Source organism: Phaeobacter sp. CC-HEC084 (genome assembly GCF_059429255.1).
Window position 1 is genome coordinate 50,481 of the sequence record NZ_JCAIJQ010000009.1, and the last position, 14,611, is coordinate 65,091.

The 14,611-nt window shown below is 63.3% G+C and carries 16 protein-coding genes; 6 read left to right on the forward strand and 10 right to left on the reverse strand.

Features of this window, described 5'->3' with window-relative positions; translation table 11 throughout:
* The first annotated feature begins 12 nt into the window (after nt 1-12).
* Both AC5SSZ_RS17405 and AC5SSZ_RS17410 read left to right on the forward strand, forming a co-directional pair.
* Entirely contained in the window at nt 13-423 is a 411-nt protein-coding gene (locus AC5SSZ_RS17405; protein WP_065272758.1) for a VOC family protein, read from the forward strand.
* Complete coding sequence (locus AC5SSZ_RS17410; RefSeq protein WP_495439090.1) at nt 420-1,346, forward strand: 2-hydroxyacid dehydrogenase; 927 nt, start codon at nt 420-422, stop codon at nt 1,344-1,346. The genes AC5SSZ_RS17405 and AC5SSZ_RS17410 overlap by 4 nt, the downstream gene beginning before the upstream one ends.
* Nucleotides 1,347-1,424: 78 nt before the next feature.
* Here AC5SSZ_RS17410 and AC5SSZ_RS17415 read toward each other — a convergent pair whose 3' ends face one another.
* From AC5SSZ_RS17415 to AC5SSZ_RS17445, 7 genes are all read right to left on the reverse strand, one after another.
* Nucleotides 1,425-3,440, reverse strand: a complete 2,016-nt coding sequence (locus AC5SSZ_RS17415; RefSeq protein WP_495439092.1) for a M3 family metallopeptidase — start codon at nt 3,438-3,440, stop codon at nt 1,425-1,427.
* A gap of 78 nt (nt 3,441-3,518) precedes the next feature.
* On the reverse strand, nt 3,519-3,869 hold the full coding sequence (locus AC5SSZ_RS17420) for a hypothetical protein (RefSeq protein WP_065272756.1): 351 nt from the start codon (nt 3,867-3,869) through the stop codon (nt 3,519-3,521).
* A 32-nt stretch (nt 3,870-3,901) separates the two neighbouring features.
* Complete coding sequence (locus AC5SSZ_RS17425) at nt 3,902-5,032, reverse strand: HesA/MoeB/ThiF family protein (protein WP_495439094.1); 1,131 nt, start codon at nt 5,030-5,032, stop codon at nt 3,902-3,904.
* A complete protein-coding gene (gene dut / locus AC5SSZ_RS17430) occupies nt 5,032-5,487 on the reverse strand; it encodes a dUTP diphosphatase (protein ID WP_495439096.1) in 456 nt (151 codons plus the stop codon). The genes AC5SSZ_RS17425 and dut overlap by 1 nt, the downstream gene beginning before the upstream one ends.
* A 50-nt stretch (nt 5,488-5,537) precedes the next feature.
* Entirely contained in the window at nt 5,538-6,734 is a 1,197-nt protein-coding gene (coaBC, locus tag AC5SSZ_RS17435; RefSeq protein ID WP_495439097.1) for a bifunctional phosphopantothenoylcysteine decarboxylase/phosphopantothenate--cysteine ligase CoaBC, read from the reverse strand.
* Between the two features lie 84 nt (nt 6,735-6,818).
* Nucleotides 6,819-7,613 carry a ChaN family lipoprotein gene (locus AC5SSZ_RS17440; protein ID WP_495439099.1) on the reverse strand — a complete coding sequence of 265 codons (795 nt, stop codon included), beginning with the start codon at nt 7,611-7,613 and terminating at the stop codon, nt 6,819-6,821.
* Nucleotides 7,614-7,672: 59 nt separating this feature from the next.
* Nucleotides 7,673-8,551: an RNA polymerase factor sigma-32 gene (locus AC5SSZ_RS17445; protein ID WP_065272752.1), complete on the reverse strand. Its 879-nt coding sequence runs from the start codon at nt 8,549-8,551 to the stop codon at nt 7,673-7,675.
* 228 nt (nt 8,552-8,779) lie between these two features.
* Between AC5SSZ_RS17445 and cobU the strand changes: the two genes are divergently transcribed.
* From cobU to AC5SSZ_RS17465, 4 genes are all read left to right on the forward strand, one after another.
* The gene (gene cobU / locus AC5SSZ_RS17450; RefSeq protein WP_495439101.1) at nt 8,780-9,382 is read left to right on the forward strand and encodes a bifunctional adenosylcobinamide kinase/adenosylcobinamide-phosphate guanylyltransferase; all 603 of its coding nucleotides are present in this window, start codon (nt 8,780-8,782) and stop codon (nt 9,380-9,382) included.
* Nucleotides 9,379-9,969, forward strand: coding sequence for a histidine phosphatase family protein (locus AC5SSZ_RS17455; RefSeq protein ID WP_495439102.1), 591 nt, complete (start codon nt 9,379-9,381; stop codon nt 9,967-9,969). The genes cobU and AC5SSZ_RS17455 overlap by 4 nt, the downstream gene beginning before the upstream one ends.
* A gap of 58 nt (nt 9,970-10,027) precedes the next feature.
* A complete protein-coding gene (locus AC5SSZ_RS17460) occupies nt 10,028-10,711 on the forward strand; it encodes a glutathione S-transferase (RefSeq protein ID WP_495439103.1) in 684 nt (227 codons plus the stop codon).
* 121 nt (nt 10,712-10,832) lie between these two features.
* Complete coding sequence (locus AC5SSZ_RS17465; protein WP_495439104.1) at nt 10,833-12,335, forward strand: YifB family Mg chelatase-like AAA ATPase; 1,503 nt, start codon at nt 10,833-10,835, stop codon at nt 12,333-12,335.
* 22 nt (nt 12,336-12,357) lie between these two features.
* On the opposite strand, the gene gshB is transcribed toward AC5SSZ_RS17465, so the two are convergent.
* The 3 genes from gshB to rsmI form a co-directional block, all read right to left on the reverse strand.
* Nucleotides 12,358-13,290 (reverse strand): glutathione synthase, encoded by a 933-nt coding sequence (gshB, locus tag AC5SSZ_RS17470; protein WP_495439105.1) that lies wholly within the window; start codon nt 13,288-13,290, stop codon nt 12,358-12,360.
* A 71-nt stretch (nt 13,291-13,361) separates the two neighbouring features.
* Nucleotides 13,362-13,733: a YraN family protein gene (locus tag AC5SSZ_RS17475; protein ID WP_274827787.1), complete on the reverse strand. Its 372-nt coding sequence runs from the start codon at nt 13,731-13,733 to the stop codon at nt 13,362-13,364.
* A gap of 4 nt (nt 13,734-13,737) precedes the next feature.
* Entirely contained in the window at nt 13,738-14,598 is an 861-nt protein-coding gene (gene rsmI, locus AC5SSZ_RS17480) for a 16S rRNA (cytidine(1402)-2'-O)-methyltransferase (RefSeq protein WP_065272747.1), read from the reverse strand.
* Between the last annotated feature and the right edge of the window lie 13 nt (nt 14,599-14,611).

Below are 14,611 nucleotides of genomic sequence, written 5' to 3' on the forward strand. Positions count from 1 at the left end.
GAAGTGCGGACAATGAGCATATTTCACCTTGCCTATCATGTTGACGATCTGGAAGCAGCCCGCGCCTTTTATGGCGGTGTTCTGGGCTGCAACGAGGGGCGTAGCACCGACACCTGGGTCGATTTCAATTTCTTCGGCCATCAGATTTCGCTGCATCTCGGGCCGGTCTTTGCCACCGCCAATACAGGCAAGGTGGGTGAGCACATGGTGCCGATGCCGCATCTGGGTGTGATCCTGCCACAAGAAGAATGGCGCGCTCTTGCCGACCGGCTGGAGGCCGAGGGGATCGACTTCACCATCCCCCCTACCACCCGTTTTGCCGGAGAACCGGGTGAGCAAAGCACGATGTTTTTTCACGATCCCGCAGGCAACCCGATCGAGATCAAGGGCTTCCGGGACATGGCAGGAGTATTTGCCACATGATCAACGTTCAGTTCGCCGCCCTGCCCGCCCGCTGGGACACCTACCGCGAGCCGCTGAAACGGGCCTTTGCCGAGGCCGGGCTGACGGTCGATATGCGGCAGGATCATCCCGCCGATCAGGTGGATTACGTGGTCTATGCGCCGAATTCCGACCTGCAGGATTTCACCCCCTATACCCGCTGCAAGGCGGTGCTGAACCTCTGGGCCGGGGTGGAAAAGATCGTCGGCAACCAGACCCTGACCATGCCGCTGTGCCGGATGGTGGATCCGGGGCTGACAGCCGGCATGGTGGAATGGGTCAGCGGCCACGTGCTGCGCTATCATCTGGACATTGACCGCTCGATCGCCATGCAGGACCGGTGGGAGCCCGTAGTGCCGCCGCTGGCCTTTGAACGCCCAGTGACTGTGCTCGGCCTTGGCGCGCTGGGGAGCGCCTGCGCACAGAGCCTGGCCCGTATCGGCTTTCCGGTCACCGGCTGGTCGCGCTCGGCCAAGGAGATCGACGGGATCAAATGCCTGCATGGAGACCACGGGCTGAAACAGGCGTTGTCAGAGGCGGAAATCGTGATCCTGTTGCTGCCGGATACACCCGCGACCAACAACATCCTGAACGCCGATACTCTGGCGATGCTGCCCAAGGGCGCGCGGATCATCAATCCGGGTCGCGGTCCGCTGATCGACGATGCAGCCCTGCTGGAAGCGCTGGATAGCGGTCAGGTGGGCCATGCCACGCTGGATGTGTTCCGGGTGGAACCCCTGCCCGCAGATGATCCCTATTGGGCGCATCCCAATGTCACCGTCACGCCCCATATCGCGGCGGAAACCCGGGCCAGCACGGCATCGCAGGTGATCGCGGAAAACATCCGCCGCGGCGAGGCGGGTGAGCCGTTCCTGCATCTGGTGGACCGGTCGCTGGGTTACTGACGGGACCATTATCTGACCCCGAAACGAATGGCGCCGGGAAGAGCAATCTTCCTGGCGCCAGTTTTTTTATTCAGCAGCTTATTCTGCGGCCAGCCCCCGCCCCTTCAGCAGCGCATCCACCCCGGGCAGACGCCCGCGGAAGGCGGTATACAGCTCTGCCGGATCCTTGGAACCGCCAGTGGACAGGATATGCTCCTCCAGCGCCTTGGCGCGTTCGGGATCAAAGGCCCCGCCTGCCTCTTCAAAGGCGGCAAAGGCATCAGCGTCCATCACCTCGGACCACATGTAGCTGTAGTAACCGGAGCTATAGCCATCGCCGGAGAAGACATGCGCGAAATGCGGCGTCGCGTGGCGCATGGTGATGGCGTGGGGCATGCCGATTTCGGCCAGAACCTCGGCCTGACGCGCCATCGGATCTGCCGGGGCGGCGCCATCGTGGAAGGCCAGATCGACAAGCGCCGAGGCAACGTATTCCACCGTCTGAAAGCCCATGTCATAGGTCGCAGCGCCCAGAACCTTGTCCAGCATTTCCTTGGGCATCGGCTCGCCAGTCTCGGCATGGGTAGCAAACTCGCTCAGCACCTCGGGCATTTCCAGCCAGTGTTCATAGAGCTGCGAAGGAAGCTCCACGAAATCGCGCGCCACCGAGGTGCCCGAGATGCTTTCATAGGTGACATCCGACAGCATTTGATGCAGCGCGTGGCCGAATTCGTGGAACAGGGTGCGCGCATCATCATAGGACAACAGCGCCGGATCGCCCTTGGCAAAGTTGCAGACGTTGATCACGACAGGCGCCTGTTTTTCCGGAAACTTCGCCTGACCGCGCATGGCCGAACACCAGGCACCCGAGCGTTTCGATCCACGGGCAAAATAGTCGCCGATGAAGACCGCCATATGCTCACCGTTGCGCGTGACCTCCCAGGCGCGGCAATCGGGGTGGTAAAGCGGGATATCAAGCGGCGCGAACTCCAGCCCGAACAGGCGGTTCGCACAGGAGAAGGCCGCCTCGATCATCTTGTCGAGCTGCAGATAGGGCTTCAGCTCGGCCTCATCGAGGTCATGTTCGATCTTGCGGCGCTTTTCCGAGTAATAGCGCCAGTCCCAAGGCTCCAGATCACCGTTGATACCATCGGCCTGCATTATATCGGTCAGGATGACCGCATCCGCATCCGCCCGCGCCTTGGCCGGGCCCCAGACATCCATTAGCAGGCCCCGCACGGCTTCGGGCGTCTTGGCCATTTCAGTTTCCAGCTTGTAAGCCGCGAAATTCTCATATCCCAAGAGCTTGGCTCGTTCCTCGCGCAGGGCAAGGATCTCTGCCGCAATCTCCCGGTTGTCCGTCTTGCCGCCATTGGCTCCGCGCGCCGCCCAGGCCTGGAACGCCTTTTCCCGCAGATCCCGGCGCGGAGAGAATTGCAGGAACGGCGTGATGATGGAGCGCGAGGTCGTCACGACAGGCCCGTCGACGCCCTTTTCCTTGCCCGCAGCCCGGGCAGCCGCGATGGCGAAGTCCGGCAGGCCTTCCAGATCCTCTTCAGAGAGTTCCATGAACCAGTTGCTCTCATCCGCCAGCAGGTTCTGAGTGAATTCGGTGCCAAGGGTGGCAAGCCGTCCCTTGATCTCCTGCATCCGGGCATCCTCCGCCCCTTCCAGTGCTGCACCACCGCGCACGAAACTGCGGTGGGTCAGCATCAACACGCGCTGCTGTTCCTCGGTCAGGTCCAGCTCATCGCGCTGATCCCAGACCGCCTTGATCCGTGCATAAAGCGCCTTGTTCGCGGTAATGGCCGAAGAATGCGCCGCCAGTTTTGGGGAGAATGCACGCTGCAACTCCTGCCGCTTGGGATTACTGTCGGCGCCTGCCACCGTGTAGAACACCGACAGGACCTGCTCCAGCGCCTGGCAAGGTGTTTCCAGCGCCCCGATCACATTGTCAAAGGTCGGCGCATCGGGATTTGACGCGATAGCGTCGATCTGGGCGTTATGGGCCGCAAGGGCCTGATCCAGCGCGGGCGCGAAATCTTCGTCGGAAATCTGGTCGAAGGGCGCAATCTCAAACGGGGTATCCCAGTGGGACAGCAGGGGGTTGGTCATAGGCAAGGCCTCCTTTGCCCAGAAGCTATGCCCGCGCCCCGGCAGCGTCCAGAGACGCACGCGGATTTTCCGCAAATACTAGCCGCCCGGCCTCAGATCCTCGACCAGATCGGCGGCAATGATGCGGATCGGAACGCCTGCAATATTCGCGGCTCGGGCAATGCGCCACTCGAACCGGCCCATGACCCCATCGGTGTCGATCAGCACCACGACGGCCTCCTTGCCGGTGATTTCGGCCGCGAACAACGCCTGTTGCAGACTGTCAAGGCTGCTGCGCTTGTCGAGGCCAAACTCCACCACCCGATTGCTGTTCTCGCAATCGACCCGGATCGAGGCCCGGCCTTCGGGATAGTCGAATTGATGCACCTGTTCCGGCTCACCGCCCATCAGGGCACCGCACAACAGGGAAATATATAGCGCTTCGGACACGTGGACTTCGCTCTATGCGTGGCGTTTGACGCTTATTCGTTGCCAGAGGCAGCTTTGCCACCGCTGTCGTCAGACCCATTCCCATCGCCCCCGGCGCCGCAGATCGGGCAGTCGACCCGCTGTTTCAGCCCGATGCGGCGGGTTTCGCTGTAAAGGGCATCGTAGATCAGCATGGCGCCACGCAGCACTTCGCCCGCTCCGGTGATCTGCTTGATCGTCTCCACCGCCATCATCGCGCCGACGACCCCGGGCAAGGGACCGATGACGCCGGCTTCGGAACAGCTCGGTGCCAGCCCCGCTGCCGGGGCCTCCGGGAAGATACACTGGTAGCAGGGGCCGCCTGCCTTGGGATGAAAGACGGACAGCTGCCCCTCCCATTGCGACAGGGCGCCGGAAATCAGCGGCTTGCCCAGCGCCACGGCGGTGCGGTTCGACAGATAGCGGCTTTCGAAATTATCGGTGCCATCCAGAATGATGTCATATTCCGCAAACAGGTCGGCGGCGATCTCATCCGTCAGACGGCGGTGATAGGGGCGCACGGTGACAAAGGGGTTCTGCGCCTCCATCGCCTTTTGCGCCGAGAATACCTTGGGCAGACCGATATCCTGATCGCGGTGAATAACCTGCCGCTGCAGGTTGGCGTTTTCCACCACATCGTCGTCGATCACACCGATGGTGCCAACGCCCGCCGCCGCCAGATATTGCAGCGCCGGGGCGCCAAGCCCCCCGGCCCCAATCACCAGCACCTTGGCGTTCTTCAGTTTCTTCTGCCCTGGACCGCCCAGCTCCCGCAGCACGATATGGCGCGCATAGCGGTTCAGCTCTGTCTCGGAAAACCGGCCCGGTTTGGCCGCCGTTTTCGCTTCGGCCGTGGGTGCTTCCCCGCCATCTTCGGCTTCTTCATTAGCCTCCGCCCGGGCGCGCAGGCGGGAGACGCCCCAGCTGTAGACACCGATCAGCAGCACGATCCCGCCAAGGATCAGCCAAGAGGAGGCAGAGCCACCGGTGGCGGCCCGCAAACCATGGCCATTCGGCAGGGTCAGTTGCAGGATCACGACGGCCGTAAACAGCAGCGCCAGCAGGCTTCCCCGCATCGCACGCGGCAGGCCCATCAGGCGCCCGCCCCACCAGATCAGCCCTGCAAGGCCCAGAACCAGTATCATTAGCCTCTCCCCGTGGAGCCAAAACCACCGCTGCCGCGCTCTGTCTCGCTCAGCTCCTGCACCTCGACGAAGGCCGCCTGCACAACCGGCGCAATCACCATCTGCGCAATCCGCTCCCCGTGGCGGATCTCGAAGGGTTCCTGCCCCGCGTTCAGCACGATGACGCCCAGCGGTCCGCGATAATCGCTGTCGATGGTACCCGGCGTGTTCGGCAGGGTGATCCCGTGTTTCAGCGCCAGGCCGGAGCGGGGCCGGATCTGGATCTCGTATCCCGCCGGGATTTCCACCCGCAGCCCGGTTGGCACCAGCGCTCGCTCTCCCGGCGCCAGCAGGATGCTGCCGCGCCCTGTCAGGTCGGCCCGCAGATCCGCGCCTGCGGCGCCCGGCGTTTCATACGAGGGCAGCGGCAGATCGTGATCCGCCTCTGCATCACGGCGTATACGGATTGTCACCATATCGGAACCTGCGGTTTGATGTGCTGTGTCAGTGGCTGGATGGGACGGGCTTAGCTATCGAGGGCAGCAGCGATGCGGTTGGCCAGTTTCCCGGCAACCTCCTGCTTCGCCATGCGCGGCCATTCCTCGGCACCGGTGTCTGTGATCAGGATCACCGCGTTTTCGCTGCCACCCATGATACCGGTGGCGGGTGAGACGTCATTGGCCACGATCCAGTCGCACCCCTTGCGCAGCCGTTTAGTGGTGGCGTTGTCCACCACGTCGTTGGTTTCTGCAGCGAACCCCACCACCAGTCCCGGTCTGTTTGCAGTCATATGCGAGACCGTCTTCAGGATGTCCGGGTTTTCGGCGAACTCCAGCGTCGGCAGGCCATCCTTGGATTTCTTCAGCTTCCGGTCCGAGGCGCTGGCCACCCGCCAATCGGCCACCGCAGCAGCGAATACGGCCGCATCGGCGGGCAAGGCTGCCTCTACCGCCGCCTGCATTTCCAGCGCGCTTTCGACGGGAACGACCTCTACCCCCTCGGGGGGGCGGACCGTTGCCGGGCCCGTGACGAACACCACCTCCGCTCCCAGATCACGCAGAGCACGGGCCACCGCTGTGCCCTGCGCCCCGGAGGAGCGATTGGCGATATAGCGCACCGGATCAATGGGCTCATGTGTTGGGCCGGAGGTCACGACGATGCGTTTGCCACTGAGAGGTCCGTCCCGGAACTCGGCGGCAGCGGCAGCGACGATTTCATCCGGCTCGGCCATCCGACCCGGACCGAATTCGCCGCAAGCCATGCCGCCCGCGTTTGGGCCGACAAAGCGGATGCCGTCCGCTTTCAGCGTGGCGATATTGCGTTGCGTGGCGGCGTGTTCCCACATGCGCACATTCATGGCGGGCGCCACCAGAACCGGCGTGTCGGTGGCCAGGAGCAGGGTCGAGGCCAGATCATTGGCCAGCCCCTGCGCCATCTTCGCCATCAGATCCGCGGTGGCAGGTGCCACAACAACCAGATCCGCACTGCGCGACAGTTGGATATGGCCCATTTCCGCCTCGGCTGTGAGGTCAAACAGATCCCGGTGCACCGGCGCCCCAGCGAGGGCCGAGACCGACAGCGGGGTCACGAATTTTTCCCCGGCCTTGGTCAGGACCGGCGCCACGCTGGCGCCCTGATCCTGCAGGCGGCGGATCAGTTCCAGCGCCTTATAGGCCGCGATGCCGCCACCGATGATCAGTAGAATATGTTTGCCTGCCAGCATATTATCCGCCCCTGCGCCACCTTGGAGTTCTGCGTCAGCGCCGACTTTACTTGGCCCAGGCCAAAGTGTGAAACGGTTTTCCCCTCAACCCTTGCCGAAGGCAAGACAGGGGTCCGGGCGCTCTGCCGCCGCGCTATCCAGCAGCAGATCGAAATCCCCGGATATCGCGCCGCCCTCGCTCTGGCCAAGGCTCTTGATCCGCACCTCGGGCCGCGCCTTTGACAGGTAGACCGCAAGACCCCGATCCAGCCGCGCATGACCATTGCCGGTGATCACCGCCACCGGCCCGCCAGTCTCTTCCAGCGCCTGATCCACCGCTGCAGCAAGTGCCGCATCACGCAGCCGCTGGAAATCGACCAGCACCGGCAGCATCTCCGCAGGCATCGCATTGCAGTGATTGGCCATCTGATCCGCCTCGCGTTCCGTCTGCTCCGCCTCTGGCAGGGGCTGATCCAGCCCGAAATCTGCGGCCCGTACGCCGAAATAGGCCGCGATCCCCTGATCCAGCGCCTGACGCGCGACCGTGCGCGGCACCAGCGCGCCGTACTGCCGCGCGGGCGCGGCGGCTTCAAAGACCGGCGCGTAGAGCGCAAACTCCGGCCAGCCCGAGGCCTCCCAATCGAGCGCGTCGGCAGTCGCTTCCGCGTCGCTCATCATTGGCTCGCTCAGCCTCTCTGCCTGCGCCTCCGTTATCATTTCCCAAACCACGGCGCGCGGCGCCAGATGCCGCAGGATTTCGGCCTGCTTCTGGTGGTGGGCCGCGTTGTCATGAACCTCACCCAGAATGGCCACATCGGCTTCCTGCAGGACTTCGGCCGCAGCCTTGGCCGAGGGAAGCACTGCAGGCTCGGCCACGGCGGCGGAGTTTGCCCCATACATAAAGAAAGCGGCTGCCGCACAGACGGCACCCGCTTTTCTGATAAAAAGAATCGACTTTGTCATGAGAGGAAGTTGTGCACCTCCCGGGAGCACCCTTCAAGCGTTTTCCGCATCTTCTGAAACGCCGCGGCCTCCAGCTGCCGCACCCGTTCCTTGGACAGGTTCAGCTCGTTACCAAGGCTTTCCAGCGTGCGCGCCTCTTCCCGCAGTTTGCGTTCGGTGATGATGAACCGCTCCCGCTCGTTCAGGGCCTGCAGCGCCTCGACCAGCCAGGCCCGTAGTTGGCGCCGGTCATGCCGCTCTTCCACCAGTTCAGCGGCCTGCGCGCTGTCATCCTCCAGCGCTTCGATCCATTCGCGGCCCTCGTCCTCGGAAGATTGCACGGCGTTTAGCGAGAAGTCAGAGCCGGACAACCGCCCGTCCATCATCTCCACATCGCGCAATGGCACGCCGATTTCCGTGGCGATCTGCTGGTTCAGCTGATGCTTGTCGAGTTTGACGCCTGCCGCGCGCGCCTCGCGCTCAAGCTGGGCCTGCACCCGGCGCATGTTGAAGAACAGGGATTTCTGCGAGGAGGTGGAGCCGGTGCGCACCATCGACCAATTGCGCATCACGTAGTCCTGGATCGACGCCTTGATCCACCAGACCGCGTAGGTGGAAAACCGCACCCCCCGGTCGGGGTCGAATTTGTCTGCCGCCTTCATCAGCCCGACACCGGCCTCTTGGATGAGGTCATTCATCGGCGCGCCGTAGCGTTTGAATTTCGCGGCCATAGAGATCGCCAGCCGCATGTAGGCGTGGATCAGCCGGTGCAGTGCTTCTTCGTCACGGTCGTCGCGCCAGGCATAGGCCAGGCGCAGCTCCGTTTCAGCGTCCAGAAGCTCGGCCTTCATGGCCTGCTTTGGCAGCGGGTTTTCACTGGTCGTGTCAAGTGCCATGATACTCCCCTCCAAACTGATTACTAATGTTACGCAGTGGCGCCGGGATCGGATCACTTTGGCTGTATTTTTTCTCCGATCAGGCCCGGTTTTCAGCGCCTTACCCCGGTGCATCAGGCCGTTTTAGACCATCGGGGGCGCCGCTTTGCTCCCCACCTTGGAACCTGTCCGCCCTTGGTCGTGTCCCTGCTGCAGATCCCGGTCCGCATCTGCGGGGCGTCATCGGACATGGCAGGTTCAGGCTTGTTTCAGGCCAGATCAGCAGATACCCAAACTCCTGCAACCATCACCGAACTCAGGGTAGAAGACGTGTCCGCAGCTGTCACATTCATTCTTGGCGGGGCCGCATCGGGAAAGTCTGCCTTTGCTGAAAGTCTATGCTTTTCCTCAGGCAAGCCAAAAGCTTACTGGGCAACTTCACAGATATTTGATGGTGAAATGCGCGAAAAAGTTGCAAAACACCTGGCCCAGCGCGGTGCGGACTGGACCACACATGAAGAACCATTCGATGCCGCAAAGGCCCTTGGCGCCCTTGTGGAGGGACAGATCTGCCTGATCGATTGCGCCACCATGTGGCTGACCAATCACCTGCTGGCGGACCATGATCTGGAGGCCGAAACCGAGACCCTGTTGCAGGCGATTGATACCTGCCGCGCAGAAATCGTGATCGTGTCGAACGAAACCGGACTTGGCATCGTGCCCGAGAACGCCCTGGCCCGGAGGTTCCGCGAGGCGCAGGGGCGGCTCAACATCGCAATCGCCGCCCGCGCGCAGACGGTGGTGCAGGTCACCGCAGGCCTGCCGCTGGTGCTGAAAGGAAGCCTTTCATGACCCGCCTATTCCTTGTCCGCCACGGCCCGACCCACGCCAAATCCATGGTCGGCTGGTCTGATCTTCCGGCGGACCTGTCCGACAGCGCCGCAATTCGCCGCCTGTCAGCTGCCCTGCCCGAAGATGCCTTGGTGGTGTCGTCGGATCTGTCCCGCGCTGCAGATACCGCCAGTGCCATCCAAGGCGACCGTGCGCGCCTGCCCCACCTGCCCGACCTCAGAGAAATCCATTTCGGGGAATGGGAGCTGCGCACCTGGAAAGACATCGACGCCGAAGATCCCGAACGCATCCGCGCCTATTGGGACACCCCCGGCGATGTCCGCCCCCCCGGCGGAGAAAGCTGGAATGAGGTCTGCGCCCGCGTGGACCGGGCCATCGACAGCCTGATCGAAGCCCACCGGGGCCGCAATCTGATCGTGGTCGGCCATTTCGGCCAGATCCTGACCCAGATCCAGCGCGCCGAACGGCTGACCGCAGAAGAGGCGTTTTCGCACCGGATCGACAACCTATCGGTCACCGAAATCCACCACCTTCCGGGAGACGGAACCGATGGTTGGCGCACCGGAAAGATCAATCACCTTCCGTGATGGCACCGCGCACAAATCAGCGATTTGGCACCCCGTGAAGCTGCGCTAGCCTGCCTGCATGACATATGATCTTTTTATCGGTGACCGCATGTATTCCAGCTGGTCCTTGCGCGGCTGGCTCATGCTTGAAAAATTCTCGCTCCCCCATGTGGTGCATATGGTGGGGCTTTATTCCGGAACCATGGCGGCGGATCTGGCAGATCTGGCGCCTGCCCGGCTGGTACCCACACTTCGCACGCCCGAAGGCACGGTGATCGGCGAAAGCCTGGCTATGGGGGAAACCCTGGCCGAACGGCACCCGGAGGCAGGCCTGTGGCCCAGTGATCCGGCGGCGCGGGCGACTGCGCGCTGGCTGGTGGCCGAAATGGCCTGCGGGTTTTCCGCCCTGCGCGGGGACTGCCCGATGCAGCTGAGCCATATCTGGCAGGGATTTACCCCCTCCGAAGCGGTGCAACAGGATCTTGCCCGGATCGAGACCCTGTTTGCGCATGCCCGCAAGGTGTCTGGCGCTGCGGAGGGCTGGCTCTTTGGCGACTACTGCCTTGCCGATGTGTTCTACACGCCGGTTGCGGCCCGCATCATCGGATATAACCTGCCGGTGTCGCCTGAAACCCGCGCCTATTGCCGCGCGCTCTTGTCCGATCCGGCGGTGCTGCACTGGCAGGAACAGGCGCGTGAGGTGACTTACGACCCCGAGCCTTATGCGATGGAACTGGAGCGCCGCCCCTGGAGCCTTGACTGACGCGCCGCGTCGTCGGCCCGCAAAGTCAACGACAAAAATACACGCATAACGTGCTTTAAGGGCGACTCCGGTCCGCCGTTCGCTATGATTTTCTCTGGTATCTTCAGAGGGATAGCCCAGCATGATTTCACGGGCCTACACTGTCGCCTTTCAAGGGGTGGAGGCCCGCCCGGTCGAGGTGCAATGCGCCGTGGCGCCGGGCCTTCCCGCCTTTTCCATCGTCGGCCTGCCGGACAAGGCGGTGAGCGAAGCGCGCGAGAGGGTGCGCTCGGCCTTTGCCGCCATGTCGATTGCGCTGCCGTCAAAACGGATCACGGTGAACCTGTCACCCGCGGATCTGCCCAAGGAAGGCAGCCACTTCGACCTGCCCATCGCACTGGCGCTTCTCGCTGCGATCGAGGTAATCCCAAGCGAGGCCGCAAGCGAGACCATCGCGCTGGGAGAATTGTCGCTCGACGGGACGTTGATCCCGGTGGTGGGCGCCCTGCCCGCTGCGATGACCGCGGCCAGCGAGGACCGGTTGCTGATCTGCCCCAAGGCATCGGGGGCAGAGGCCGCCTGGGTCGATACGGCTCGGGTAATCGGCGCCGCCAGCCTGATCGACGTGGTGCGCCATTTCACCGGCAAGATGCCCCTGGCGCAGGCCATCGCGGGGGAAGTCCATGACGACATCGGCACACGCGATCTGCGCGACGTGAAAGGGCAGGAACGGGCCAAACGCGCATTGGAGATCGCTGCCGCCGGACGGCATCACATCCTCATGGTCGGCCCACCCGGGTCCGGCAAATCCATGCTGGCGGCGCGGCTGCCGACGATTCTGCCGCCCCTGACGGCGGCTGAGGCGCTGGAGACCTCGATGATCCAGTCCCTGTGCGGTTTGATCGAGGATGGTGGCATCAACCGGAGCCGCCCGTTTCGAGAACCGCATCACACCGCATCCATGGCCGCCATCGTCGGCGGCGGGCGACGGGCACAGCCTGGTGAGATCAGCCTCGCGCACAATGGCGTGTTGTTTCTAGACGAGCTGCCCGAATTTGCCCGCCCGGTGCTGGAAACCCTGCGCCAGCCGCTGGAAACCGGCGAGGTCATGGTGGCCCGCGCCAATGCCCATGTGAAATACCCCAGCCGCTTCATGCTGGTGGCTGCGGCCAACCCGTGCAAATGCGGCCATCTGGCGGATCCATCCCGCGCCTGCTCCCGCGCGCCACTCTGCGCGGAGGATTATATGGGACGCATTTCCGGCCCGCTGATGGACCGCTTTGATCTGCGCATCGACGTGCCGCCAGTGTCTTATGACGATCTTACCCTACCCGCTGCCGCCGAAGGGTCTGCCGAAATCCTACAAAGGGTGGAAACCGCGCGCGCGCGGCAGGATCGGCGGTTTTCAGACCATCCCGGTGCGCAGCAGAACGCCGATGCCGAAGGGGCGCTGCTGGAAGACATTGCCGTATTGGATACGGAAAGCCGCGAGCTGATGCAGCGCGCCGCAGACCGTTTCGCCCTGACCGCGCGCGGCTATCATCGGGTGCTGCGGGTGGCGCGCACCATCGCCGATCTGGAAGGGGAGCCGGAAATCCTGCGTCCACATGCGGCTGAGGCGCTGGGGTTCCGGCTGGCAGGCTGAAGTGCCGCCAGCCGGATGTGTCTTACAGTTTGGATTCGATCGCCTGCCAGACTTTCTCGGCGATATTCACGCCATCAAAGCGTTCCAGCTCCTGAATGCCGGTGGGCGAGGTCACGTTGATCTCTGTCAGGTAATCACCGATCACGTCGATGCCGACAAAAATCTGGCCCTTTTCCTTCAGAAGCGGGCCAATGGCGGCGCAGATCTCACGGTCACGCTCGGTCAGGCCGATCTTTTCCGGGCGTCCGCCCACATGCATGTTAGACCGTGTCTCACCGGCGGCGGGCACGCGGTTGATGGCGCCAACGGGTTCGCCGTCCACCAGAATGACACGTTTGTCGCCATTGCTGACATCGGGCAGGAATTTCTGCACGATCAGCGGCTCGCGGCTGAAGCCGGTGAACAGCTCGTGCAGCGAGGTCAGGTTGCGGTCGTTGGCGTCCAGACGGAACACCCCGGCGCCGCCATTGCCGTAAAGCGGCTTCAGGATGATGTCGCCATGCTTGGCCTTGAACGCCTTGATCGTGTCCAGATCGCGGGCAATCGCCGTGGGCGGCGTCAGGTCGGGGAAATCCAGAACCAGCAGTTTTTCCGGGTAATTGCGCACCCAGAAGGGATCATTCACCACCAGCGTCTGCCCCTTGAGGCGGTCCAGCAGATGGGTCGAGGTGATGTAATGCATGTCGAACGGCGGGTCCTGCCGCAGCCAGACCACATCGAAATCCGCAAGATCCACCTCGCGCTCGTCGCCCAGCACCGCCGGGGTCCCGGCGACGCGCTGCACGGTCATGTCATAGCCGCGGGCGGTGATGCGCCCTTCCTGATAGGCGAGGTGATCGGGGCTGTAGTAAAACAGCTCGTGCCCGCGCGCCTGCGCCTCTTCAGCAAGGCGGAAGCTACTGTCGGCATTGATGTCGACGCCCATGACCGGGTCCATCTGGAAGGCGATTTTCATGAAGTGCATCCCTTTTGTTTCGGCAAATAGATGGCCCAGCGGGCACAAAGGTTCAATAGAGCAGAACGCTGTCAGCCCTGACCAAAGGCGTTTTCGAGGATCTCGACCTGCCCTTCGCCGTTCACAAACACGGCATCAAGCCGCGCCTCGGTCAGCTGCCCCCGAGGTTCTCCTTCCAGAAAATGCGCGGCGCTGGCCTGGATCCGCTGCATCTGTGTGGGCGTGATGCGGGCGGCGGCGGATGCGAATGTGGCGCTGTGCTTGACCTCGGCAAAGATCAGCATGTCCCCCTTGCGCAGGATCAGGTCGATCTCACCCCCGGGGCCGCGCCAGCGCCGGGCTTCCACGCGGTAGCCCCGTGCCTCATAGGCGCGCGCGGCTGCGTCTTCGGCAGCCTTTCCAGCCAGATGGGCGCGCTGGCCTTGATGGTGTCGCCCCTCCATCCGCTCAGCCTGCGTCCTTGGCCAGTTGCAGGGCAAGCTGGTAGACCTTGCGGCGCGGCAATTCGTGGGTTTCCGCCACGATGGATGCGGCATCCTTTACCGAATTGTCCTTCAGCGCCGCGCGCAGGTCTTCCTCAAGGCTGGCTTCGCTTACCTCTTCGCCATGGGCGCGATCCACCAGCATGACAATCTCGCCCTTCACCGGTTTCTCCTCCAGCCCGGCCGCCAGATCACTCAGGCTGCCGCGCCGGATCTCTTCGAATTTCTTGGTCAACTCGCGGCAAAGGGCGGCAGGCCGGTCCCCGAGAACTGCCGCCATATCCGCCACCGAGGCAGCGATGCGTTTGGGCGATTCGTAGAAAATCAGGGTTCCGGGCACGTTTCGCAGCTCTTCCAGCCGCTTGCGTCGGGCGCCGCTGGCGTTGGGCAGGAATCCGGCGAAAAAGAACGCATCGGTCGGCAAGCCCGCCAGTGTCAGCGCTGCCAGCGCCGCCGAGGCACCCGGCGCTACGGTAACCTTATGCCCGGCTTCAGCTGCCGCGCGGCTCAGATCATAGCCCGGATCGGCGATCAGCGGCATGCCTGCCTCAGACGCATAGGCAACCGACTGCCCCGCCTCCATCGCCTGCATCAGCCTTGCCCGGGCGCCTGCGCCGCTGTGATCATGGTAGGCGATGATCTGGCGTCCGTTCAGCGGCACACCATGAATTTCCATCAGCTTGCGCAGCGACCGGGTGTCCTCGGCGGCGATCACATCAGCCGACGCCAGCACATCCAGCGCCCTGAGGGTGATGTCGCGCGCGGTGCCGATGGGCGTGGCCACAAAGTGCAGCCCCGGCAACAATTTGACGATCTGATGATTCACGCTGGACCCGCCT

Bases quoted from the DNA above. Each gene is read 5' to 3' on its own strand.
- AC5SSZ_RS17455 (WP_495439102.1), top strand. From the start codon at position 9,379: ATGACCCGCCTATTCCTTGTCCGCCACGGCCCGACCCACGCCAAATCC.
- AC5SSZ_RS17425 (WP_495439094.1), bottom strand. From the start codon at position 5,032: ATGATACTGGTTCTGGGCCTTGCAGGGCTGATCTGGTGGGGCGGGCGC.
- AC5SSZ_RS17415 (WP_495439092.1), bottom strand. From the start codon at position 3,440: ATGACCAACCCCCTGCTGTCCCACTGGGATACCCCGTTTGAGATTGCG.
- AC5SSZ_RS17440 (WP_495439099.1), bottom strand. From the start codon at position 7,613: ATGTATGGGGCAAACTCCGCCGCCGTGGCCGAGCCTGCAGTGCTTCCC.
- coaBC (WP_495439097.1), bottom strand. From the start codon at position 6,734: ATGCTGGCAGGCAAACATATTCTACTGATCATCGGTGGCGGCATCGCG.
- AC5SSZ_RS17465 (WP_495439104.1), top strand. From the start codon at position 10,833: ATGATTTCACGGGCCTACACTGTCGCCTTTCAAGGGGTGGAGGCCCGC.
- cobU (WP_495439101.1), top strand. From the start codon at position 8,780: ATGGCAGGTTCAGGCTTGTTTCAGGCCAGATCAGCAGATACCCAAACT.
- AC5SSZ_RS17445 (WP_065272752.1), bottom strand. From the start codon at position 8,551: ATGGCACTTGACACGACCAGTGAAAACCCGCTGCCAAAGCAGGCCATG.
- AC5SSZ_RS17405 (WP_065272758.1), top strand. From the start codon at position 13: ATGAGCATATTTCACCTTGCCTATCATGTTGACGATCTGGAAGCAGCC.
- gshB (WP_495439105.1), bottom strand. From the start codon at position 13,290: ATGAAAATCGCCTTCCAGATGGACCCGGTCATGGGCGTCGACATCAAT.
- AC5SSZ_RS17475 (WP_274827787.1), bottom strand. From the start codon at position 13,733: ATGGAGGGGCGACACCATCAAGGCCAGCGCGCCCATCTGGCTGGAAAG.
- AC5SSZ_RS17410 (WP_495439090.1), top strand. From the start codon at position 420: ATGATCAACGTTCAGTTCGCCGCCCTGCCCGCCCGCTGGGACACCTAC.
- dut (WP_495439096.1), bottom strand. From the start codon at position 5,487: ATGGTGACAATCCGTATACGCCGTGATGCAGAGGCGGATCACGATCTG.
- AC5SSZ_RS17460 (WP_495439103.1), top strand. From the start codon at position 10,028: ATGACATATGATCTTTTTATCGGTGACCGCATGTATTCCAGCTGGTCC.